Origin of the sequence: Paenisporosarcina sp. FSL H8-0542 (assembly GCF_038632915.1) — a bacterium.
Lineage (GTDB): Bacteria > Bacillota > Bacilli > Bacillales_A > Planococcaceae > Paenisporosarcina.
Genome location: NZ_CP152050.1, coordinates 1,057,383 through 1,080,000 on the forward strand (window position 1 = coordinate 1,057,383; position 22,618 = coordinate 1,080,000).

General features: G+C 39.4%; 22 protein-coding genes (1 of these 22 running past the window's edge). 12 read left to right on the forward strand and 10 right to left on the reverse strand.

Going from position 1 to position 22,618, the window contains the following annotated elements; translation table 11 throughout:
• From MHH33_RS05605 to MHH33_RS05625, 5 genes are all read right to left on the reverse strand, one after another.
• A complete protein-coding gene (locus tag MHH33_RS05605; protein WP_016428991.1) occupies positions 1–1,485 on the reverse strand; it encodes a Na+/H+ antiporter subunit D in 1,485 nt (494 codons plus the stop codon).
• Positions 1,478–1,819, reverse strand: coding sequence for a Na(+)/H(+) antiporter subunit C (locus tag MHH33_RS05610; protein WP_016428990.1), 342 nt, complete (start codon positions 1,817–1,819; stop codon positions 1,478–1,480). Before MHH33_RS05610 ends, MHH33_RS05605 begins: the two co-directional genes overlap by 8 nt.
• A complete protein-coding gene (locus MHH33_RS05615; RefSeq protein WP_016428989.1) occupies positions 1,819–2,241 on the reverse strand; it encodes a Na(+)/H(+) antiporter subunit B in 423 nt (140 codons plus the stop codon). The genes MHH33_RS05610 and MHH33_RS05615 overlap by 1 nt, the downstream gene beginning before the upstream one ends.
• Positions 2,228–4,651, reverse strand: coding sequence for a Na+/H+ antiporter subunit A (locus tag MHH33_RS05620; protein WP_016428988.1), 2,424 nt, complete (start codon positions 4,649–4,651; stop codon positions 2,228–2,230). Before MHH33_RS05620 ends, MHH33_RS05615 begins: the two co-directional genes overlap by 14 nt.
• 604 nt (positions 4,652–5,255) lie before the next feature.
• Positions 5,256–6,488, reverse strand: coding sequence for an MFS transporter (locus MHH33_RS05625; RefSeq protein ID WP_016428987.1), 1,233 nt, complete (start codon positions 6,486–6,488; stop codon positions 5,256–5,258).
• Positions 6,489–6,632: 144 nt separating this feature from the next.
• Between MHH33_RS05625 and MHH33_RS05630 the strand changes: the two genes are divergently transcribed.
• Together MHH33_RS05630 and MHH33_RS05635 are read left to right on the forward strand one after the other, a co-directional pair.
• Positions 6,633–7,370 carry a peptidylprolyl isomerase gene (locus tag MHH33_RS05630; protein ID WP_231391156.1) on the forward strand — a complete coding sequence of 246 codons (738 nt, stop codon included), beginning with the start codon at positions 6,633–6,635 and terminating at the stop codon, positions 7,368–7,370.
• A gap of 17 nt (positions 7,371–7,387) precedes the next feature.
• A complete protein-coding gene (locus MHH33_RS05635; RefSeq protein WP_016428985.1) occupies positions 7,388–7,600 on the forward strand; it encodes a hypothetical protein in 213 nt (70 codons plus the stop codon).
• 181 nt (positions 7,601–7,781) lie between these two features.
• On the opposite strand, the gene MHH33_RS05640 is transcribed toward MHH33_RS05635, so the two are convergent.
• Complete coding sequence (locus MHH33_RS05640) at positions 7,782–8,954, reverse strand: MalY/PatB family protein (RefSeq protein ID WP_342543185.1); 1,173 nt, start codon at positions 8,952–8,954, stop codon at positions 7,782–7,784.
• A 76-nt stretch (positions 8,955–9,030) separates the two neighbouring features.
• Between MHH33_RS05640 and MHH33_RS05645 the strand changes: the two genes are divergently transcribed.
• Positions 9,031–9,291, forward strand: coding sequence for a DUF1871 family protein (locus MHH33_RS05645; protein WP_036660084.1), 261 nt, complete (start codon positions 9,031–9,033; stop codon positions 9,289–9,291).
• 55 nt (positions 9,292–9,346) lie between these two features.
• Here MHH33_RS05645 and MHH33_RS05650 read toward each other — a convergent pair whose 3' ends face one another.
• On the reverse strand, positions 9,347–9,562 hold the full coding sequence (locus MHH33_RS05650; protein ID WP_016428982.1) for a helix-turn-helix transcriptional regulator: 216 nt from the start codon (positions 9,560–9,562) through the stop codon (positions 9,347–9,349).
• A gap of 100 nt (positions 9,563–9,662) precedes the next feature.
• Complete coding sequence (locus MHH33_RS05655; protein ID WP_016428981.1) at positions 9,663–11,003, reverse strand: sodium-dependent transporter; 1,341 nt, start codon at positions 11,001–11,003, stop codon at positions 9,663–9,665.
• Between the two features lie 133 nt (positions 11,004–11,136).
• On the opposite strand from MHH33_RS05655, the gene MHH33_RS05660 reads away from it, so the two are divergent.
• The 3 genes from MHH33_RS05660 (at position 11,137) to yugI (ending at position 14,284) form a co-directional block, all read left to right on the forward strand.
• Complete coding sequence (locus MHH33_RS05660) at positions 11,137–11,694, forward strand: sigma-70 family RNA polymerase sigma factor (RefSeq protein WP_016428980.1); 558 nt, start codon at positions 11,137–11,139, stop codon at positions 11,692–11,694.
• Positions 11,684–13,822 carry a hypothetical protein gene (locus MHH33_RS05665; protein ID WP_342543186.1) on the forward strand — a complete coding sequence of 713 codons (2,139 nt, stop codon included), beginning with the start codon at positions 11,684–11,686 and terminating at the stop codon, positions 13,820–13,822. Before MHH33_RS05660 ends, MHH33_RS05665 begins: the two co-directional genes overlap by 11 nt.
• Positions 13,823–13,909: 87 nt before the next feature.
• On the forward strand, positions 13,910–14,284 hold the full coding sequence (yugI, locus tag MHH33_RS05670; RefSeq protein WP_342543187.1) for a S1 domain-containing post-transcriptional regulator GSP13: 375 nt from the start codon (positions 13,910–13,912) through the stop codon (positions 14,282–14,284).
• 92 nt (positions 14,285–14,376) lie between these two features.
• Here the strand turns inward: yugI and MHH33_RS05675 are convergent, their stop codons facing one another.
• Entirely contained in the window at positions 14,377–15,684 is a 1,308-nt protein-coding gene (locus MHH33_RS05675) for a sigma 54-interacting transcriptional regulator (protein ID WP_016428977.1), read from the reverse strand.
• A gap of 140 nt (positions 15,685–15,824) precedes the next feature.
• Between MHH33_RS05675 and pruA the strand changes: the two genes are divergently transcribed.
• The 6 genes from pruA (at position 15,825) to MHH33_RS05705 (ending at position 22,209) form a co-directional block, all read left to right on the forward strand.
• Positions 15,825–17,369: an L-glutamate gamma-semialdehyde dehydrogenase gene (pruA, locus tag MHH33_RS05680; RefSeq protein ID WP_016428976.1), complete on the forward strand. Its 1,545-nt coding sequence runs from the start codon at positions 15,825–15,827 to the stop codon at positions 17,367–17,369.
• 321 nt (positions 17,370–17,690) lie between these two features.
• Positions 17,691–17,885, forward strand: coding sequence for a hypothetical protein (locus MHH33_RS05685; protein WP_342543188.1), 195 nt, complete (start codon positions 17,691–17,693; stop codon positions 17,883–17,885).
• Between the two features lie 14 nt (positions 17,886–17,899).
• Positions 17,900–19,093 carry an ornithine--oxo-acid transaminase gene (locus MHH33_RS05690; protein WP_016428974.1) on the forward strand — a complete coding sequence of 398 codons (1,194 nt, stop codon included), beginning with the start codon at positions 17,900–17,902 and terminating at the stop codon, positions 19,091–19,093.
• Positions 19,094–19,174: 81 nt separating this feature from the next.
• Positions 19,175–20,419 (forward strand): Glu/Leu/Phe/Val dehydrogenase, encoded by a 1,245-nt coding sequence (locus tag MHH33_RS05695; protein ID WP_016428973.1) that lies wholly within the window; start codon positions 19,175–19,177, stop codon positions 20,417–20,419.
• Positions 20,420–20,535: 116 nt separating this feature from the next.
• Entirely contained in the window at positions 20,536–21,699 is a 1,164-nt protein-coding gene (locus tag MHH33_RS05700) for an iron-containing alcohol dehydrogenase (RefSeq protein WP_016428972.1), read from the forward strand.
• Positions 21,700–21,801: 102 nt separating this feature from the next.
• Positions 21,802–22,209 (forward strand): YugN family protein, encoded by a 408-nt coding sequence (locus MHH33_RS05705; protein ID WP_016428971.1) that lies wholly within the window; start codon positions 21,802–21,804, stop codon positions 22,207–22,209.
• 49 nt (positions 22,210–22,258) lie between these two features.
• Here the strand turns inward: MHH33_RS05705 and MHH33_RS05710 are convergent, their stop codons facing one another.
• A protein-coding gene (locus tag MHH33_RS05710; protein WP_342543189.1) for a cation diffusion facilitator family transporter crosses the window boundary here: on the reverse strand, positions 22,259–22,618 show its final stretch. The gene runs 630 nt beyond the window's last position; only the last 360 of its 990 coding nucleotides appear in the window; the start codon falls outside the window, past its right edge — the gene reads right to left on this strand; it ends in the stop codon at positions 22,259–22,261.

A 22,618-nucleotide genomic window follows, 5' to 3' on the forward strand; every position in this document is an offset into this window, starting at 1 on the left:
TTACGCACCCCCTAAAACAGCTTTTATATAGAGAGCGGGTTCTAGCATTACATTTGCAGCATCACTCATATAAGGAACCAACCACTCTGAGCCTACACCATATAAAACACTGATTCCTACTAAAATGACTGCAGGCATAAATAATCCGCGATAATGCTGTTTTGTAAGAGGTTGTATATGAGCCGGTTCACCCCAGAATGCATAAATGAAGATACGGACAACAGATAATAAAACAATTAAACTTGAAAGTAAAATCAAGATACTTCCCCACAAATTCCCTGCTTCAAATCCACCTTGTACAATAAGCAATTTTCCTATAAATCCACTCAAAGGTGGTATACCGGCTAAGCTAAATGCCGCTATTAAGTAAGTCCATCCAAGCATCGGATAAGTTTTAATCAGTCCACCCATTTTTCTTAAATCAGATGTGCCAGTTATAGCAATGATGACACCAATTAATAAGAACAAAGCCCCTTTAATCAATATGTCATGGATCAAATAAAATACAGAGCCCATTAGAGATGCTTCGTTCATTTGGGATGCACCAAATAAAATGACTCCTACAGCAATAATTATGTTATATATGATGATTTTCTTTACATCAAAGTAAGCTAATGCACCAATACATCCGGCAATGATCGTCAGGATTGAAAGTATCATCAGCATTTCGTGTGTAAAACCTTGATCAAACGTGAAAAACAGAGTGTATGTACGCATGATGGCGTATACGCCTACTTTGGTCAGTAATGCCCCGAATAAGGCCAATACCGGAATTGGTGGTGCTGCATATGAGCTAGGCAACCAAAAGAAAAGTGGAAATATTGCACCTTTCAATCCAAATACAAGTAGGAATAATACAGCGATGACCGTGATGATTCCCGGTTGATCGATTTGTGCGATTTTCACTGAAATATCTGCCATATTCAAGGTGCCGATGACCGAATACAAATAAGCGACAGTGACAACGAATAAAGCAGATGAAATGACATTCACCAAAATGTACTTTATGGATTCTCGTAATTGTTCTTTTTCTCCACCGAGTACAATTAACAAATAGGAAGACATAAGTAATACTTCGAAAAATACGAACATGTTGAAAATGTCGCCTGTGGTAAATGCGCCATTCACACCCGTTAACATGAACAAAATTCCAGGGTAGTAGAAATAGGATTCTCGATCCTTTCCGATTGATGAAAAGCTATACCATACAACAAAAAGGGTGATCAATGTGGAAGACAGGACGAGCAAAACGGATAACATATCCGAAACCATTGTGATTCCAAATGGCGCAGGCCAGCTACCGAGTGTTATGGCTTGAATACCATCTGTTTTCACTTTAAAAAGAAGTACAAGAGTTACCCCAAAGGTCAAGACAAGTGCAACAGAAGCGACTACTCGTTGTGCAAGTATTTTCTTTGGAAAAAGCATTAAAATCATGGCAAAGAAAAAAGGAAGCAAGATGGGGAACAAAAGCAAATTAATCATGATCTTCAGTTCCTCTCATTAAATTCATATTATCAGTGCCTAATTCCTGATAAGCTCGGTATGCAAGTACCAAGAAAAATGCAGTCACACCGAAACTAATGACAATAGCAGTCAGGATAAGTGCTTGAGGCAAAGGATCTGCATAATCTGTCACGCCAGGGGAGACAACTGGAGGAGCGGAACCTCCAAGTCCACCCATGGTCAAAATCAGTAAATGCGCCCCGTGACTGAGTAAGCCGGTACCGATGATAATACGCAACAGACTTTTAGATAGCATTAAATAAACTGCGGCCATAAATAGAAAACCGATGACAAAACACATGATAATTTCCATCAATCATCAGCTCCAATCGATTGAATTATGGTCATCGTAACACCGACGACTACTAAATATACACCAGTATCAAACAACATGGCCGTATGTAACGATTGTTTTCCCAACAATGGAAGTTCGAAATAATCAAAGGCATGTGTAAAGAACGGAACATTGAAGAAAATAGATCCTGCAGCTGTGCTTAATGCCAATAGTAATCCGATTGCGGTCATTACTGTATAGTTGATCGGCAAAGCAGTGGTGACGGTTTTCAAATCAAAAGCAAGCAGTAGCAAAACGATACCACTTGCAGTCAATAAACCGCCTACAAACCCACCACCGGGTGTATAATGACCAGCAAAGAAAATGTGAATCGAAAAGAGAAAAATGATAAAGAAGATGATCTTTGTAGTTGTTTGTAAAATGACATCATTGGTCTTCAATTCGATTCACCTCTTTCTTTTTCGTCAGTCTCAATCTAATCATCGCAATAATTCCAAGGGACGCGATTGCGAGAACCGCAATTTCAAATAAAGTATCAAATCCACGATAGTCAACTAAAATTACATTTACAATATTTCCGCCACCGGCTTCTGTATAGACCGTTTTTTCATAATAAGATGAAATGGAACTAACAAGTTTTTGTGAATGGGCAGATAGTGCAACAATGGTAACAGTAACGCCTACCCCGATTGCAACCAGTGCATTAGCCAGTCGGAATTTCATCCGGTTTTCGTGTCGATTTAATTTTGGTAAATGATAAAAAGCTAATAGGAACAGGGCAACGGAAACTGTTTCAATGACTAATTGGGTTAGTGCCAGGTCTGGCGCATTAAAGATGACAAAGAATAGAGCAACAGAATAGCCTACTGCACCCAACGCTATGATGGAGGTCAGTCGGGACTTAGCAAACAAAATGGTCAATGTCCCAGCGATCAATACAAGGACGATAACCAATTCGTAAAAATGTATCGGTGCCACAGTGGCAAAACTGACCTCAAAAGCATCCTTAATGAAAACGGTACCAATTGTCAGAAGTACAATTCCCGTAAACATATACACTAAATATGAGCGTATGAAACCAGTCATATAAATTCTTGACAGACGGTTTGTCCCAACTTCACTTAAAAACATCATGAAGTCATACAGGCGATTTAAAGTGAAACCTTGTGGGAACTTATTGTACAGTGGTTGCCATTTGGACAATGTTGCATAAAGAAGATAACCCAAAGCTACAATGCCAATTGTCATCCATAATTCAGCATTCGGCCCATGCCAAGCTGCGATGTGAATGTCTACATCTTCTGGGACAGAGTAAAGAAATGGTTGTATTGCCACGACAGCTGGTTTTACCAGAACGTCACCAATGAGATTAGGGATGAAGAATATAGCTACTACAAGTGACCCTAAAATAGCTGGTGAAATGAGCATACCAATAGGTGCTTCATGTGCTTGTTTTGGTAAAAGGTCCGGTTTGTGTTTCCCGGTAAACGTGCGGAATACAAAATAAAAGCTATACACAAATGTGAACACACTTGCAATCCATGCAATGATAGGGAACAACATCCCCCAAGTATCAAAAGCAAAAAAATCAAACTCTGGAATGGAGAGCATTCCAGAAAGGAACATCTCCTTACTCAAGAAACCGTTAAATGGAGGGAGGCCAGCCATTGAAAAACTTCCAATAAGAGCAATGGTGAAACTGATTGGCATTAAACTCATTAGGCCACCAAGTTTTCGAATATCTCGTGTACCTGTCTCATGGTCGACGATGCCCGCAATCATGAACAGACTGCCTTTAAATGTGGCGTGATTCACTAAATGGAAAATGGCCGCAAAAGCAGCATATTTAAAGATGGAATTATCATCTTCAATTCCTGTGTGTAATGAAATCGCTCCTGCTCCAAGTAAAGACATAATCAGTCCGAGTTGGCTTACTGTGGAGAATGCCAAAATGCCTTTTAGGTCTGTTTGTTTCAAAGCGAAGAATGATCCCCATAACAAGGTTAATAATCCTATTCCAGTCACAAGCCAAATCCACCATTCAGAACTTGCATAAATCGGCGTGAAACGAGCAACTAAATAAAGGCCAGCTTTAACCATTGTGGCTGAGTGTAAGTAAGCACTGACGGGAGTTGGGGCTTCCATTGCATCCGGTAACCAAATGTAGAATGGAAACTGTGCAGACTTGGTAAAAGCACCAAGTAATACGAGAATAAGCGACCATACAAACCATTCGTGATTAGCGAGCTCTGGAGCCGAAGCAATCAATTCTCTGATTGAGTAAGTGTCACCCATAATTGAGAGAAGAACGAAACCACCCAGCATCATCAATCCGCCAAATACGGTAATCATCATGGATTTTAATGCACCAAAGCGCGAACGATCTCGTTTATACCAATACCCAATTAATAAAAATGAAGAAATTGATGTCAATTCCCAGAAAAAGTACAAACTTATTAGATGATCTGATTGAACAACGCCCAGCATTGCTGTCATGAAAAGCAGCAAATAAACGTAGAAATTGTGTAATTGCTCACGTGTTTTATCCAAGTAGAATATTGAGTAAAGCACAACCAATGTACCGATACCTGTAATGAGCAAAGAGAATAACAAACTCAAACCGTCTATGTATGATGTAACAGATATGTTCAAAGAAGGGATCCAGTCAAAAGTGGATGTAAATGATTCTCCATTCTTAACCTTTGAGAGAAAGGTCGTATAAAGACCAAATAATATGGCTGGTACTGCTAAAACAAACCAACCGGTATGAATGCCAGGAACTTTTTTATATAAAAAAGGAATCACTAGTGCGGCAAGCATTGGGATGAAAATAAGATAGACAAAAGACAAGTTAATCCTCCTTTTTTGAAAAATCACAAATTCTCACTATAAAGTCAATTATAACGTACATATGTAGTGTTTGCATGGGATACTCTTGCCAACTCAGTGAGTTTGCTCCTAACTTTACCACCAATGATAAATAGGAAGAAACGCCTTAAAAAATTCAAAAAAAAAAGCGTTCCTCATGATAGAGAAACGCTAAGCTTGTTGACAAAAGAATAATAATTAATAAAAAAGTATAAAAATTGAGTTCTTATTTGCACTCTATCGAAAAATTTTATGGTCGGCTATTTCTTTCGCTTTCCGCGGACGAAACGCTAGCCTCCTCGGCTCAGCTGTCAATGACAGCTGAGCCTGTGGGGTCTAGCTTATTTCGTTTTTCCGCAGGAGTCTTCAGAAATAGCCGACCATCTAACTAATGAAATAATATGAAGAGATAAGCAAAAAGAAGCGAAATCCGTTGATTGGAGTGGAGGCGGCGACAAAAGCCGTGCCCGCGAAACGCGTCGCCGCAATGGAAATTAACATTTTCTTGCATAGGCTCTTTTTCAGTTATATTCACTCATATTTTTCTTTGTCTACAGTCTGAAGCGTTCCTCATGATAGAGAAACGCTAGGCTTGTTGATGTGCTTCTTCATTGAGTAACACCTTTTCAAAATCTTGTTCTGGTTTTTTCCGTGTCGATGTCAAAACTAAGTAAGATACAAGGAATAATGCGCCTGTCACGAAAAAGACAGAAGATATCCCAATATATCCACTAACCAGTCCTCCGAACATCGGACCGATTATATTCCCGAAAAATCGGAAACTCGTATTGTATCCCATCATTTCGCCTTGAATCTCTATTGGTGATTCACGTCTGACGAGAGCAGTAGTAATTGGAACCAGTCCACCTACGGCAATCCCGAATAATAGACGCAACCCAATCAATTGCCAAAGTTCGGTTACAAAAGCCTGAGGAATGATAAACAGGAAAGCCAGTATAAGCAACATGCTTAACACTTTCTCATAGCCGATTGAATCCCCCAGTTGCCCCCATTTCCGTGCAAATAATAAGTTTCCGATTCCTGCGGCACTAAACGTGATGCCCGCAAGTAATGCTACATCTGAAGAATCGGATAAACTTGATACGTAAAGTGAAAGAAGCGGCTGGATGCTAAAGTTCCCAATTTGAATTAATGCAGTGATAATCATGACATTAAGCACCAGTCTATGATGAATGATGCCTGACATTACGGTTTTTCTTGAGTAAACATGTGCATTGACTGTAGCAATTTTTTTCGTTTCGCTTATGCCAAACATAACCAGAATGGCTGCAAAAGCTATAACTGCGGAAGTAATGACAAATGTGTACTGAAAACCGAATGAATCAGCAAGTAATCCACCAAGAACAGGACCGAATAACGTACCAGAAACACTTCCCATTTGAAGAGTTCCAAGTGTTTTCCCTGCTACTTCTTTGGCTGTTTGCGAACTGATGAAAGCCAATGAGGTTGGAATAAATCCGGTCACTACACCCATGAACAATCGTAGTAGGAAGAAAGCTTCAACTGAGTGTACAAACCCCATGAGTAGAATACTAATAGATATACCAAACCCCGTAATGATTAAAATTGGCTTATAACCGAATCGATCTGCGATGCGCCCCCATATTGGTGACATGAGGAAGGCTGAGACGAAGGTGATGCCGAAAACAAATCCAGCCCATTTTTGTACGTATGCATCCGAAAAGTTACCCATTGTGTCTATATAAAGTGACAGGAAAGGCATAATCATTGTTGCGGTTCCTGCAACTAAAAAATTTGAGATCCAGATAATATAGAAATTTCTTTTTTGATTGGCCAATTAATCTCCTTCTTTCAATTTTTGAACATTTTAGTGTCCCATATAGATTAATTATATAACATTTCGCTTTACGAAGGAAGTGGTGCGACTTATTTACTGAAATTGTTAACAGAATATGATAGACTAATTTAGGGTGAAATGAACATGAAAAAACGAGGATGGCTGTTATTAATTAGTTTGATTGTCCTGTTAGCAGGATGCGGCACAAATGAAAGTGTCGAACAAGAAAAGACAGAAAAACCAAAAAAAGAAACGCAACAAACTACTACAACAACTGAAGGAGAGAGTGCAATGTATCCACAATTATCAACAGAAGTTGCTTCAAACGAAGCATTAGTCGTAATGAACACAACTATGGGTGCGATTAAAATTAAACTTTTCCCTGAAATCGCTCCTAAAACAGTAGAAAACTTTATTACTCATGCCGAAAATGGATATTATGATGGCATCATTTTCCACCGAATTATTTCTGATTTCATGATTCAAGGTGGCGATCCTACTGGAACTGGTATGGGTGGAGAAAGCATTTACGGACCTAAATTTGAAGATGAGTTCTCGGATAAAGCATTTAACTTACGTGGTGCATTATCAATGGCCAATGCTGGTCCTGGAACAAACGGTAGTCAATTCTTTATCGTTCAAAAAAGCGATATGGACTCAAGCATGTTGAGCCAAATGAAAAAAGCGGGATACCCTGAAGAAATCGTTGAAGCATATGCAACTAATGGTGGTACACCTTGGTTAGATAACAAACACACAGTTTTTGGACAAGTTATTGAAGGTATGGATGTTGTGGACGCGATGACTAAGGTTAAAAGGAATTCAAGCGACAAACCACTTGAAGACATCAAAATCGAATCAATCGAAGTTCTTCAAAAATAAGTTAGGAAGTGATCCAAATGAATGTATGGATTTTCAACTTTCTATACTTTCCAGAAGATAAGTCTGCCTATATCCCAGCGGCCTTTCAATTCTTGATTTTTGCAATCATTTGCGTCCTCACTTTTCGATGGATTATTAAGCTTTCAAAAAAACAAGAACTAAAGACGAAGGAATTAGAAGAACGTATTTTACGTGAACGTCAATCAGAAAATCAAAAAGAACAACAATAAATAAAAGGCTAAACCAATTCAATTGGTTTAGCCTTTTTCTTATTAATATTGCTATGTGTTAACTTTCATGGGAGACCAACAAGGATGTGATTTTCATACTTGTTGGCTCATGCGGAACGTGCGGCCAGCGCAAATGTACGTCAAAAAAACAAACAGTTTTAACAGAGTAGTTAAATTTAGTTTAAGTTAAAGCCTTTATAAAACGGGCAACCCCATCTTCAAGAATCGAGCGAGGACAAGCGACATTCATTCTGAAAAAGCCTGTTCCGGCTTGTCCATATTTAGAACCAGGCTCCAAAGCAAGCTTTCCTTTGGTCAACAGTAAATTCATTATCTCTTTTTCAGATAGACCGGTATCGCGAGTATCGATCCATAACAGGTATGTTCCATTCGGCTTAGCAATTTTCACGGCAGGAACAGCTTTGGTTATTTCAGCAATGGCATAGTCCATATGTGAAGAAAAGACAGTCAGCAATTCTTCTAACCAAGGTTCACCATGTTCGTAAGCGGCTGTTAAAGCAGTTGCCGCAAATGGACTCAATTCCATTTGTCCATTAGCAAGCGCGTTTTCTTTTAGTTGTTCCCGTTTCTCTTCGTCTGTCACAATCATGACGGCAGCTTGTATACCAGCCAAGTTAAAGGTTTTTGTGGGAGCAACACAAGTAATAATGCGATGTTCTTCACCATTTGCAACCGTGACAAGTGGAATATGTCGATGTGGGGCAAAAACCAGGTCACTATGTATTTCATCAGATAAAATCAAGGTATCATATTTAGCACACAACCGAACGATTTCTTCTAAAGTTTCTTTTGACCACACCATACCACCAGGATTGTGGGGATTACATAAAATGTAAAGTTTCACGCCTTGAGCCAACTGGTTTTCAAAACTATCCAAATCAAATTCATAAACGCCATTTTTTTCAATTAGGAAATTCTCAACAAGTTGTCTTCCTTGTTTTTCGGGAATTGAGAAAAACGGGGGATAGACAGGAGATGAGATCAGGATGCTGTCTCCTTTTTGAGTAAATGTTTCAATAACCGTCGCTATGGCAGGAACTACACCATGATGAAAAAGCATCCATTCACTTTGTGTTTGCCATCCGTGACGTTGAAGAAGCCAATTTTGCACGGCAGTTCTACATCCTTCACACATGTAGGAGTAGCCAAAGATCGGGTGTTTGAGTCGTTCTTGAAGTGCATCAATGACGGCTTGAGGAGCTGCAAAATCCATGTCTGCTACCCACATTGGCAAAATATCCGAAGCATCTTCAATCCCATATATTATCTCCATTAAATCCCATTTTACTGAGCGAGTACTGCGTCTATCGATTACTTGTTCAAACGAAGTCAAAGCAATTCCTTCTTTCCTTTTTTTATTAATATGTTATCATAGCTTTTATTAAAGAAAAGTAAATAGGTGAAAAATGATGGAAAATATTGAAATGAATCGCAAGGCAGTGAAATTGCTTCAGTTATGGGATCCTTTCAAAATGGGTACTGATGCATATGATACAGAAACAGCTGATGTAGTGGCGGCCCTTCAAGGAATCGACCATCCAACTGAACTGGCAAAACGCATTCAAGAAGTTTATGAACATTCATATGAACAATGGATCCCTATTGACCAATGTGTTCAAATTGCCTATAAATTAATAGCGGTAAAATACGAGGCGAAATGCATCGTCTAAGCCCCATTCACAAAAAAGAGCTTACACCAATTTTGGTGTAAGCTCTTTTCATGTTTTATGAACTAACTTGAAGTCCATCCAACAAATTAGAGGCTGGAACTTCGAGTGCGTTGGATAATTTCAAAATGGTCTGTACGGAAGGGACTTCTGTACCAGCTTCATATTGTTCTAATTTCCCCGCACCAACTCGTGTTTTTAATGATAAATCTTCTAAAGACATATTACGTTCTTCACGCAATAAGCGAAGTTGAGTGTGAAATTCTTGTTTCATCTTCATGCACTCCTTTCCATCATACATCGTATGCTTGCAACTATCTTATCATACCTCATAGATATAGATTTTGTGAAATAAGTCGTTTTACAGACAGTTCTCAACCTTTAAAGGCTGAAAACATGGCATTTAGGAAAATCAAAATAATCGCAATTGGGGCAAGGTATCGAACAACGAAGCGCCAAATGTTAAAAGCTAAAGAAGACATATTCAATTCCTCAAACGTTTCTTGTTTCTTCAAAACGTAACCTGCAAAAATCGAAATCATTAAAGCCCCTAAAGGTAAACCAAAGTTATTTGTCAGGAAGTCAGCAAAATCGAAGAAAGATTTTCCGAATATCTTCACATCCGAAAATACCCCAAACGATAGCGCACTTGGAATACCCACAAGGAAAATAAGCAATCCATAAATCCATGAAGAGCGTTTCCGTTTATCATATGCATTTTTAATCCCCATGGACACGACGGTCTCAAGCATCGCAATGGAAGACGTCAAAGTTGCAAATAACATCAAAATAAAGAACAACAGCATAAAGAAAGCACCGAAAGGAATTTGTTCAAAGACTGCAGGTAAAATGATAAAAACTAGTCCCGGCCCTTCGTTAGGCGAATATCCTAATGCAAAAACGGCTGGGAATATAACCAGACCCGCCATTAGTGAAATGCCGATATTTAACATGGAAACACTAACAGCAGAATTCCCTAATTTTTGTTCCTTAGGCAAGTAAGAGGCATATGTCATCATTCCAGCTACACCGACACTAAGGGAGAAGAACGCTTGACCCAATGCCAACAGCAAGGTTTGTGCATTAAAGTAAGACCAATCTGGCACGAACATAAATTTAACACCTTCCATTGCGCCCTCCAGTGTCAATGAACGAATAACCAGAACAACAAAGAAGATTAATAGTGCTGGCATCATAATTCGGCTGGCACGTTCAATCCCTGCCTCAATCCCACCTTGTACAATCATAATCGTCAATAACATAAAGACGGCTTGACCAATCAATACTTCCCAGGGGTTCGAGATGATGCTATTGAATAAGTTCGCGTAAGAACTTTCTCCAGTATTATTAAGGCTGAACAGTAAAGCTCTTCCTAAATAGGATAAAATCCATCCACCCACAACACTGTAGAATGACAAAATAATAAATGAAAAAAAGAACCCTGACCAACCAATTAAATACCATTTCTTGCCCGGTGCCAGCTTTTTTAGTCCTGTAATTGCATCAGCTTGTCCTTTACGTCCAATGACGAATTCTGCAAGTAGAATTGGTAAACCAATTAACAATGTACTGATGATAAACATCAAGACAAATACGCTTCCACCGTTTGTTCCTGCCATATATGGAAACTTCCATATTGCCCCCAGCCCTATTGCACTCCCTGCAGCTGCAAGGACGAAGCCAATCTTAGATGCAAAATGATCGCGCTTTGCCATGTACTCCAACTCCTTCAATCTTTAAAGATTTTTCTAATTCTACACGAGAGCCTTTGAAATTAATATAATTTTTTGAAACAATTTAAGGAAAACGTTCGTATAACAAGTAATACATAGAGAGTGAGGGGGCCTCATGAACGAACTGGTTTTAATTGAAAGGGCACAAAAAGGAGACAGGGCGGCCTACGGTGATTTAATGAATCTTCATCATAGAACCGTTGAGAAATTTGCCTACCAGTGTGGTGTCAAAGCAGATGATGTGCAAGATGTGACCCAGGAAGTATTTATTAAACTGTATAGATTCCTCCATCAATTTCAGCGTGACCGATTTACGACATGGTTATACAAAATTACGTTAAATGCAGCGAGAGATTATTATCGAAAAGAACAACGAGAAAAAGATAAAGAAGATAAAGCCCAGGATAACGAAAACTTCGGAACGAGTGTAAGATCTGCAGAATCGAAAATTCTGGTCTTTGAAGAAGACAGAGAATTGCATGCGGCCATTCAGATGCTTGATGAAAAATATCGAATTCCCATCGTATTATTTTATTTTCAGGAACTCACATATGACCAAATCGGTGATGTCATGAACATTCCACTGGCAACGGTTAAGACACGGTTGCTAAGAGCAAAAGAACAACTCAAATCCGCACTTGCATTAAAAGGAGGGGCCGAATATGGACGATAAGCAATTTGAGCAACAAATGAAATTACTTAACAAATCTTATAATCGCGTTCCATCTAAATTTAATGCGGACGATGTATTAAGCAAAATAGAAGCAGAAAATCAAAAACAACATGAAGTGCCTGTTGTGAATGCTGTTAAACCATCGAAATGGCAAAGAGTCAGTGTTTGGGCTGTCAGCTTGGCAAGTGTTTTCTTAATCGGAATTTTGAGTGCTTCATTCATGAATGATCATGATGATCAAAAGAACAACGCGGCAGCCGAATATGATCAGAAGGAAATAGAAGAACTCAAAAAAGATTATCAAAAGGAACGTGAGAAAAGACAGAAAATGTTGGGCTTGACGAGTGAGCAGTACAATCAAATGGGCTTTGTAAAGTTTGCGGATATTGAATTTGCACGCATCACACATCCCGACACTATAAAGAACTCGACAGTTTCCTTGAAAGTAGCCTATGGAGAAACGATTAAGTATTTACGACTGCCTTCAGAAATGGTGGCAACCCTTCAAGTTGGAGATCAATTGAATGAAGAAATGAGTATGCTGTTTGTGGATGAATTAAGCAATAGAATGGACGATTTGAAAATGGTCTATGACCAGATCTTGGTCGAACATAAGGAAGTTTTGAATACTGCCAAAATGAACGGGAAACTTGACGTGGACTATTTGTATAGCAAGCAAAAAGATTTGCCTGAACCAGTGCAACATATGATTTCGAATTCTTCTCATGAAGGTATTAAAATTAAAGTGGCTGCAAATCAAAAAGAGTATGTAACGGATTATCAAAGGAATGAATTATTCCCCGGCCTTGAAGGGAAACTTGCTTATCCTGCTTTGAATTTATTGTATATGAAATCAATGGAACCCTTCACAAATGCAGGGGAATTGGTTTACAGTCCAAAAGAATCTGCGTCAATTATTGAGTCAATGGAATATTCCCTGATGGGTGTCAAGCAACCAGGTGGATTGTACGCAGTAATAAAATCTTATTATGAAGACCTTGCATATACATTGATTTTTGGATCTCCCCAGACTGCCGTTTTTGAGAATGGAAAAATTAAAGAGGAATATCAATCTGCATGGAATTATTTCCTTTCAATTCAAGGGACTTCACCAATGAAATATTTCATGAAACCCGTAGTAGATTCACTCAGTGCGAATAATTGGGAAGTGAACGATACTTACAAATTTCTTGATTTCAATAGATTGAAGGAAGCACTCTGGCTTGCAGAAACGGGTGAGCTCGCAAAATTAATGCCGGCTGAGGAATTAGCGGACTCTGTAGAAGTGGTTGAATGGCCAAACTCAGAACTACAACAAAAAATTCATGGCTATCTTAAAAATCTAGGCTACAAAAATCCTGATTATTCCTTATCGAATTTGTCACCGATTGAGTCTGTGCTGTTATTTTCCTATGCCCAGCAATTAGATATCCCAAAAGTTATGTTGGATTTAGCACTTCCATTCCAAGGCATGGAATCGGTAACGGATTTACATGCCTTTCTAGGGGATGAAAATATCCTTCCAGAAGAAGAAATTACACTTACGTATGATGACCGATTAACCACCTATCAAAATGATGAATATTTTGGCAATGTTGAAGTCCAAACGAAGGAAACTATTAAGGTAATACCGGTCGTGAAAAACCGAGAAGGTGTATGGCAACTCGATTTAGGCATTTCAGTTATAAGTGAGAACTATTTTGAACCGATTAATTTGCATTACACGAAAAGAGTTCAAAAAATTTACAAAGAATTCCAAAAAGCATATGACTACGACATCATTAAATGGGAAAATCCAGATATTATTGCGGGAATTTATCTGGAAGCACTTTATTCCGGAGATGCTGAAACCCAATATGCATTGCTGTTGGATGACGAGAACTATTCAAGACCTACCCGCGAAGAATATATAGGTGATTACTCTCGTTCTGCCGACGTGATGGATTGGAAAACTCTATACGAATCAGTAGAATATCAACCAGAAGTATTGGAAGATGATTATGATCATGATCAAGTGATTTATTATAATTTAAAAGCAGAGTATCGAACGGATAATGAAAAACAGAAAGGATTCCAATTGCGTAAGACGAGTGAAGGATGGCGCGTTCACTTCATGCCGATGCAGTGAGTCTTTTGAGTAAAACTCTTGTTTATGGTATAATCTTCTATGGCCTTAAGGTAGATAGGTATATATCCAAGACTAGGAGCGATTATTATGACTAAGAAGTACGAAGTTGGGGAAGTAATCTCAGGAAAAGTAACAGGCGTACAGCCATATGGCGCGTTTGTAGCATTAGACGAAGAAACCCAAGGATTAGTGCATATTTCGGAAATCACATATGGTTATGTGAAAGACGTAAGCGAATTCTTGTCTGTTGGGCAAGAAATCGATGTGAAAGTACTTGAAGTGGACGAAGAAGCAGGAAAAATCAGCCTTTCTATCCGTGCATTACAAGAACGCCCACCGGTTTTACGTAAAGAAGACAAACCGAAAAAATCATTGCAAGCACGCGTTGACGAGCATGATGCAGAAGGTTTCAACTCTTTAAAAGACAAATTACAAGATTGGATCAAACAATCCGGTCAATGAGAAAAGTAGAAAGCGAGCCAACTCCTTGTGAGCCGGCTCGCTTTTTCTATTAATAATGCGTTTAAACACCGTTTACAGTAGGGTTGCATATGTTATTTTCTTATCTTCCTTAAACGATATTGCAGGTTCTGCCTGCTCATTCCTAAAGCAACTGCAGCTTTTGTGACATTTCCTTCAAACATGCCCATCACTTTCTGCAAATAGTACATTTCCGCTTCACGTAAATAATCTTCCAGTGGCAGTAACTCACGATCAGATTGGACAACGAAATCTTCTGCTCGTTTAAGAGGTTCCCGCAATTCCTGCATTTTTAATTTGAAATGCAGAGGCAACATTTCGAACGTCACCATTTCTTCTACAGTAAGCATCGAAGCGATCTCATCCAGTAAGATTTCCACTTCTTTTAAATTACCTGGCCAGTCGTACGAATGAAAAATGTCACGTACTTCTTCTGTCAGGCCAATGATTGCTGAACCGAAGCGAACCCGATGTCGTGCAAAATAATCGTGTATAAATGGATCAATATCTTCTCGTCGTTCACGCAAGGGAGGGACGACAATCGTCATGGAGGCGAAGAAGTAATAAAGCTCTTTTAATAATTCTCCCGAAGCAATCAAATCCACAGGGTCTGCCCCTACACTTGCTAAAAATAAGTGGTCCCCTAGCGTAGAGTCATTAACCATTTCCAGTAGTTGTTGTTGCATACCCAAAGTCAAAAGGTCAATTCGTTCACAAAATATCGTGCTCGCTTCAAGCGCAATCATGTCTTCTCTTAATTTATTGAGAATCGTCGGATCGGAGTTGTGGCAATATAACGTATAAAAATGGGACAAAGGTGGCGATAATTCATAATGAATGCCTTCAGCGACCAAGTCTTTTCCGGTTCCAGCTTCACCAACAAGCAAGACAGATAAACGTGCCATCGCCGCTTTTTTGGCGGTTGAGATAACGTGTTTCATCGATTCGGAAACAGCCGTAATTACTGAAAATGTTATTGGTTCCCCATATCGGCGCAAAGGTTGATAAACTAAGCGTTCCAATGTGGTAACGTCACGTGCTAGCTCAACAGCCCCGATTAATTCTCCATTATCAAAAACAGGATGGGTATCGTTGATGGTTGTAATTTCATGGCCATTGCGATTCCAATAGGTTTGTTTGACATTCAACACGTGTTCGCCGCTTTGCAGAACTTTCAAAAGGGTACTTTCCTGTTGGTCGAATTGAAATAATTCAAGAAGGGAGCGGTCAGCGACATCCTGTAAATCAAGGCCTTCAATGTTTTTCATTTTTTCGTTGTATAAAATGGTCCGCCCATTCCGGTCAATTGCGTGGATTCCCACTGAAATATGATCACTTGCAAAACGGTAAAACGGCAATAATTGAAGATCTTTATCGTTCACGGGAGGCTCACTCCTAAAGTTTTTTACGAAAATAAGAAATATCACTTGAAAAACGCAACAATCTTTTGCATTATTATAGATGTAAACGAAATAAAAGCGCAAATTAATTTTGCACTAAAATAAAAAATAGGAGGATTCACATGATTCCTTATAAACATGAAGCATTTACAGATTTCACTAAAGAAGAAAACAAAAAAGCCATCCAAGATGGTTATAAAACAGTAGCAGGTTATATGGGTCAAGACTTCCCACTTATCATTGGTGGCGAACGCATTACAACTGAAGACAAAATTGTTTCTTACAATCCAGCTAACAAAACTGAAGTTGTAGGTTCTGTATCTAAAGCAAACCAAGAATTAGCTTCTAAAGCTATGGATATCGCTGATGCTACATTCAATACATGGAAAAAAGTAAAACCTGAAATTCGTGCTGATGTATTATTCAAAGCGGCAGCAATTATGCGTCGTCGTAAATTTGAATTCTCTGCATTACTTTCTAAAGAAGCTGGTAAAACATGGGTTGAAGCTGACGTTGAAGCAGCTGAAGCAATCGATTTCCTAGAATACTACGGTCGTCAAATGCTTCGTTTGAAAGATGGTCAACCAGTTGAAAGCCGTCCAGGTGAGTATAACCGTTATGACTACATTCCAATGGGTGTGGCAGTTGTTATTTCTCCTTGGAACTTCCCATTCGCTATCATGGCGGGTACTGCAGTTGCGGCAATGGTTACTGGTAACACAGTATTACTGAAGCCTGCTTCTACAACACCAGTTGTTGCATATAAATTTATGGAAGTATTAGAAGAAGCAGGTATGCCTGCAGGAGTGGTAAACTTCATTCCAGGTTCTGGTGCTGAAGTTGGGGACTTTATGGTTGATCACCCACGCACACGTTTAATCAGTTTCACTGGTTCACGTGACGTTGGTCTTCGTATCTTCGAACGTTCTTCTAAATTAACTGAAGGTCAAATTTGGATTAAACGTGTAATCGCTGAAATGGGCGGTAAAGACACAATCGTTGTTGATAAAGAAGCTGATTTAGAATTAGCTGCTCAATCAATCGTGAAATCTGCATTCGGTTTCAGTGGACAAAAATGTTCAGCATGTTCACGCGCTGTAATCGTTGAAGATGTATACGATCAAGTAGTAAACCGCGTTGAAGAATTAACTAAGGCTCTATCAGTTGGTGTTCCAGATCAAGATGAGCATTTCGTAGGTCCAGTTATCGATGGCGCTGCATTCAAAAAAATCATGAGCTACATTGAAATTGGTAAAGGTGAAGGTCGTCTAGTTTCTGGTGGTACTGGTGACGATTCTAAAGGATTCTTCATTCAACCAACTGTAATCGCTGACTTAGATCCTAAAGCTCGCATCATGCAAGAAGAAATCTTTGGACCAGTTGTAGGTATCTGTAAAGCTAAAGATTTCGACGAAGCTCTTGAAATTGCAAACAACACAGAATACGGCTTAACTGGTGCGGTAATTACAAACAACCGTATGAACCAAGAAAAAGCACGTGAAGACTTCCATGTGGGTAACTTGTACTTCAACCGCGGATGTACTGGCGCTATCGTTGGATACCAACCATTCGGTGGATTCAACATGTCAGGTACAGACTCTAAAGCAGGCGGTCCTGACTACCTGACTTTACACTTACAAGCAAAAACAACATCTGAAATGTTATAAGAAAAGCGTAGAAGCCCATGCTAGCTCGACACCGGCGCTGGAAGGCTCGAATCGAAAGCTTGCTTTCGCTTGAGAGTCTGAAGCTTAGGTACGAGCTGGGCTTCGAAGCTAGACATTAAGCCTAGCGGGAAGCTCGTAGAATGGCTGACGCCGGCGCTGGAAAGACCGAATCGGAAACCTGTTTCCGAATGAGGGCTTGAAGCTTAGGCGCAGCCTGCCCTGCGGAACTAGACATTACGGCTAGCGGGAAACCCTAAAGTAGCTCGAGAAGGCTCGAATCGAAAGCTTGCTTTCGAATAAGTTTCGGAAGGAAGGCTAAGAATGCCGCGTCCTGCTCCTGCGATTACTCGTCGCAAAATGCAGGAAAAAGTTATTTTGCGGCAACGCCTTCATGACCTACATCCTGTAGGTCTAAGCTTAGGTACGAGCTGGGCTTTGAAGCTAGACATTAAGAAAAGCGACATTAAATATAGGCAGGCACATCAGAAGATGCGTCTGCTTTTTTTTGAAAATTGAGGAGGCGAAACATTATGACAGTTTCACAAAACGTTATTGCGCAAACAGAAAAATTTGGTGCGCCAAACTATCATCCACTTCCGATTGTTATTTCTGAAGCACAAGGTGTATGGGTTAAGGATCCAGAAGGTAACAAATACATGGATATGTTATCTGCTTATTCGGCAGTAAACCAAGGGCATCGTCACCCGAAAATTATCCAAGCGCTTAAAGATCAAGCTGACCGTGTAACTTTGACGTCACGTGCATTCCATAACGATCAGTTAGGACCTTGGTATGAAATGATTTGTGAGTTATCTGGAAAAGATATGGCACTTCCTATGAATACAGGGGCTGAAGCTGTTGAAACAGCTATTAAGGCAGCTCGTCGATGGGCTTATGATGTAAAAGGTATTGCTGAAAACCAAGCAGAAGTCATTGCTTGTAACGGAAACTTCCACGGACGTACGATGGCGGCAGTTTCTTTATCTTCAGATCCTGATTACAAACGTGGCTTCGGACCAATGCTTCCAGGTATCAATTTGATTCCTTACGGAGACATTGAATCGTTAAAATCAGCAATCACACCGAATACAGCGGCATTCTTGATTGAACCAATTCAAGGGGAAGCAGGCATTGTCATTCCTCCAGCCGGATTCATGAAAGCTGCTCGTGAACTTTGTCGCGAAAACAACGTCCTATTTATTGCAGATGAAATTCAAGCAGGACTATGTCGTACTGGTAAAATGTTCGCATGTGAATGGGAAGATGTTGATCCAGATATGTACATTTTGGGTAAAGCACTTGGCGGAGGAGTATTCCCAATCTCTTGCGTAGTAGCCAACAAAGAAATTCTTGAAGTATTTAACCCTGGATCTCATGGTTCAACTTTTGGTGGGAACCCAATGGCTTGTGCAGTATCGATTGCTTCTTTGAACGTATTGACAGAAGAGAAGTTAGCAGAACGCTCTGAAGAACTAGGAAACTATTTCAAAGATGCACTGTCAAAAATCGAACATTCTTCTATTAAAGAAGTACGTGGTCGCGGATTATTTATCGGAATGGAACTAAATACAGAAGCTCGTCCTTATTGTGAGGAATTGAAAGAGCTTGGACTTTTATGTAAAGAAACGCATGATACGGTCATTCGTTTTGCTCCTCCATTGGTTATTACAAAAGAAGAATTGGACTGGGCAATCGAAAAAATTCAAAAAGTATTCAATAAATAATATTTAGTGTTAAAAAATAAAAATAATTATGTTACAATGATTGCGACGTAATCATTATGAATAAAGAGGCGAAACTAAAAAATGGCTGAAAATCTAAACCTGTTCACATCAACACAAGATGTTATTCAGGACGCTCTTAACAAACTTGGATATGATGAAGGAATGTTTGAACTTTTAAAAGAACCATTGCGTATGCTTGAAGTGCGTATTCCAATTAAAATGGATGATGGTAAAGTAAAAGTATTCACGGGTTATCGTGCTCAACATAACGACGCTGTAGGACCTACTAAAGGTGGCGTACGTTTCCACCCGGAGGTTTCTGAAGATGAAGTGAAAGCATTATCAATGTGGATGACATTGAAATGCGGAATCGTTGATTTACCTTATGGTGGTGGTAAGGGCGGAATTATTTGCGACCCTCGAAAAATGTCAATGAACGAAATTGAAAAACTTAGTCGTGGCTATGTTCGCGCGATTAGTCAATTTGTGGGACCAACTAAAGATATTCCAGCTCCAGATGTATTTACAAATTCACAAATTATGGCTTGGATGATGGATGAATATAGCCGTATTGATGAATTTAACTCACCAGGTTTCATTACTGGTAAACCAATTGTTCTTGGAGGTTCTCAAGGACGTGAACGCGCTACTGCCCAAGGTGTAACAATCTGTGTGGAAGAAGCTGCAAAAAAACGCGGCATCGATATGAATGGGGCACGTGTGGTCATTCAAGGTTTCGGTAATGCTGGTAGTTTCTTAGCTAAGTTTATGAGTGATGCAGGAGCTAAAGTAATCGGAATCTCAGATGCATACGGAGCTTTACATGATCCGAATGGTTTAGATATTGATTATTTACTGGATCGCCGTGATAGTTTTGGAACGGTAACAACATTGTTCGAAAATACAATCTCTAATAAAGAATTACTTGAATTAGATTGCGATATTTTAGTACCGGCAGCAATTGAAAATCAAATTACTTCTGAAAACGCACACAACATTCGTGCGAGCATCGTAGTAGAAGCTGCAAATGGCCCGACTACTACTGAAGCTACAAAAATACTAACTGATCGAGGCATTTTACTTGTTCCTGACGTACTTGCTAGCGCAGGTGGTGTTACAGTATCTTATTTTGAATGGGTTCAAAATAATCAAGGTTATTACTGGACAGAAGAAGAAGTAAACGAAAAACTTTATAAAAAAATGGTGGACGCATTTGAAAATGTTTACACTGTTTCAACAACACGCAACATCAATATGCGATTAGCAGCATATATGGTTGGTGTTCGTAAAACTGCAGAAGCTTCTCGCTTCCGTGGCTGGGTATAAAAATAAACGCGTCTTGTCTCTTTAGGGACAAGGCGTTTTTTTATTTATTTTAGACTTTTTCCTTTGATTTCACGGGCGATTATGTACATAATACTCAATAGAGGAGCGTGATAAAAATGAATGCATTTTCATTTTATAACCCTGTTAAATTGATTTTTGGTAAAGGCCAACTTGAACAGATCAAACAAGAATTACCTACATACGGCAAAAAAGTACTGCTCGTTTATGGTGGCGGAAGTATTAAGAAAAATGGTCTCTATGAAGAAGTAATGACCACTTTAAAAGCGGCGGATTTGGAAGTATTTGAATTGAGTGGAGTGGACCCGAATCCACGAATCTCAAGCGTCCGAAGAGGCGTAGAAATTTGTAAGAACGAAAATATCGACGTTTTACTTGCGGTAGGGGGCGGCTCTGTCATTGATTGTACGAAGCTAATTGCTGCTGGTGCAAAATATGATGGGGATGCTTGGGACTTTGTCAGTCGTAAAGCAGTACCTGAAACGGCATTGCCTTTTGGTACAGTATTGACATTGGCTGCAACTGGTTCTGAAATGAATGCGGGATCGGTTATTACTAATGAAGAGACACAGGAAAAATACGGATGGGGTAGCCCATTGGTATACCCTAAATTCTCTATATTAGATCCTACATACACTTTCTCAGTTCCGCAAGATCAAACTGTTTATGGAATTGTGGATATGATGTCTCATATTTTTGAGCAATATTTCAATAACGCTACGAGTACACCGGTTCAAGATGAAATGTGTGAAGGCGTATTGCGTGCCATTATGGAAACTGCACCAAAACTACTGAACAATTTACACTCGTATGAACATCGTGAAACCATTCTTTTCTCCGGAACAATTGCTTTAAACGGCATGTTGCAAATGGGGTACCAAGGAGACTGGGCAACTCACAATATTGAGCATGCAGTATCAGCAATTTATGATATTCCCCATGCAGGTGGACTAGCAATTCTATTCCCACATTGGATGCGTCATAATATCAAAGTTGATCCAGAACGTTTTGCCAGATTGGCGGTTTATGTATTTGGCGTAGAGCCTGAAGGCAAGACGGTTGATGAAATAGCAAATGAAGGAATCGATAACTTGCGTGCTTTTTGGACTTCACTAGGAGCACCCGAGACACTTGCCGACTATAACATCGACGATTCTAAAATTGAATCGATGGTTGAAAAAGCTATGGTTTACGGTCCATTCGGAAACTTCGTACCATTAGAAGCAGGCGATGTACGCGCCATTTTAAAAGCTTCACTTTAATAAATGAAGTAAACTGCACTCGTGATTGATGTTTTCTTTTCCAGTTACGAATAAAACCATACTCCTCCTGTCCATTCTAATAGAAGACGGGAGGTTTTTTATTTGATAGAACTTAATTCTTCAATAGAAGGAAGACGTTTTGAAAAAGGTCACCTAGAAGAGTTTTTAACAAGTCATGGATTTACGGTAGGTGGAGGTTGGGATTACGACCATGCCTATTTTGATTATGTTTTTCAAAAGACACCATATTACGATGTCTTACGAATTCCGGTAACTGTGAAAAGTGGAGATTTTGAACAGGCATCGGCCAAATTGGAATGTGGCGTTCCTTTCTTATTAAGACATTGTTATCAGTATGGCATTGATGACGAAAAAGATGCCCTTTTTGGAGTTGGCGGAGGAGTAATGAATCAATTCCAAAAACCGACCAATAAAGATGCACCGATCAGCAATAAACTTGTCGTTCAGGGCGTGGAATTACTAAAAACTCTAGATAGTCGTTTACAATAGGAAAGCCCCGTTCAATGAGCAACATTGAACGGGGCTTTCTTCATATAAATCATTGTGGAGGTAAAATTTCCGGTCGATTACTGACATGCTTCCAGTGAGTGACCCCATCGTCTTCATCGAATGAAATAGTTACATCTTGAACACCTTGTTGATGAAGAATTAAATCTACAAGATGATCTCGAATGTCATCAGCCTCTGCAAAAGAGATTGAAGGGTCCACTTCAGCAACTAGTTCAACATGTAAAAACTCGCCTTCTTTAATTACTGCAAGCTTTTGAATATCTTTAACGTCTTTATGTTCAAATACGAGATGCGCAATATGGTTCAACATTTGTTCGTCCGTTTCCCCGATTGCTCCACGTGCATTTTCCAGGAAAACGCGACCAACAACGTAGAACATCATTAAACC

What these genes read in the sequence shown, in the direction of transcription:
- MHH33_RS05605 (WP_016428991.1), bottom strand. Translation starts at nt 1,485, where the DNA reads ATGATTAATTTGCTTTTGTTCCCCATCTTGCTTCCTTTTTTCTTTGCC.
- MHH33_RS05610 (WP_016428990.1), bottom strand. Translation starts at nt 1,819, where the DNA reads ATGGAAATTATCATGTGTTTTGTCATCGGTTTTCTATTTATGGCCGCA.
- MHH33_RS05630 (WP_231391156.1), top strand. Translation starts at nt 6,633, where the DNA reads ATGAAAAAACGAGGATGGCTGTTATTAATTAGTTTGATTGTCCTGTTA.
- MHH33_RS05635 (WP_016428985.1), top strand. Translation starts at nt 7,388, where the DNA reads ATGAATGTATGGATTTTCAACTTTCTATACTTTCCAGAAGATAAGTCT.
- MHH33_RS05645 (WP_036660084.1), top strand. Translation starts at nt 9,031, where the DNA reads ATGGAAAATATTGAAATGAATCGCAAGGCAGTGAAATTGCTTCAGTTA.
- MHH33_RS05650 (WP_016428982.1), bottom strand. Translation starts at nt 9,562, where the DNA reads ATGAAACAAGAATTTCACACTCAACTTCGCTTATTGCGTGAAGAACGT.
- MHH33_RS05655 (WP_016428981.1), bottom strand. Translation starts at nt 11,003, where the DNA reads ATGGCAAAGCGCGATCATTTTGCATCTAAGATTGGCTTCGTCCTTGCA.
- MHH33_RS05660 (WP_016428980.1), top strand. Translation starts at nt 11,137, where the DNA reads ATGAACGAACTGGTTTTAATTGAAAGGGCACAAAAAGGAGACAGGGCG.
- MHH33_RS05665 (WP_342543186.1), top strand. Translation starts at nt 11,684, where the DNA reads ATGGACGATAAGCAATTTGAGCAACAAATGAAATTACTTAACAAATCT.
- yugI (WP_342543187.1), top strand. Translation starts at nt 13,910, where the DNA reads ATGACTAAGAAGTACGAAGTTGGGGAAGTAATCTCAGGAAAAGTAACA.
- pruA (WP_016428976.1), top strand. Translation starts at nt 15,825, where the DNA reads ATGATTCCTTATAAACATGAAGCATTTACAGATTTCACTAAAGAAGAA.
- MHH33_RS05685 (WP_342543188.1), top strand. Translation starts at nt 17,691, where the DNA reads ATGCCGCGTCCTGCTCCTGCGATTACTCGTCGCAAAATGCAGGAAAAA.
- MHH33_RS05690 (WP_016428974.1), top strand. Translation starts at nt 17,900, where the DNA reads ATGACAGTTTCACAAAACGTTATTGCGCAAACAGAAAAATTTGGTGCG.
- MHH33_RS05695 (WP_016428973.1), top strand. Translation starts at nt 19,175, where the DNA reads ATGGCTGAAAATCTAAACCTGTTCACATCAACACAAGATGTTATTCAG.
- MHH33_RS05700 (WP_016428972.1), top strand. Translation starts at nt 20,536, where the DNA reads ATGAATGCATTTTCATTTTATAACCCTGTTAAATTGATTTTTGGTAAA.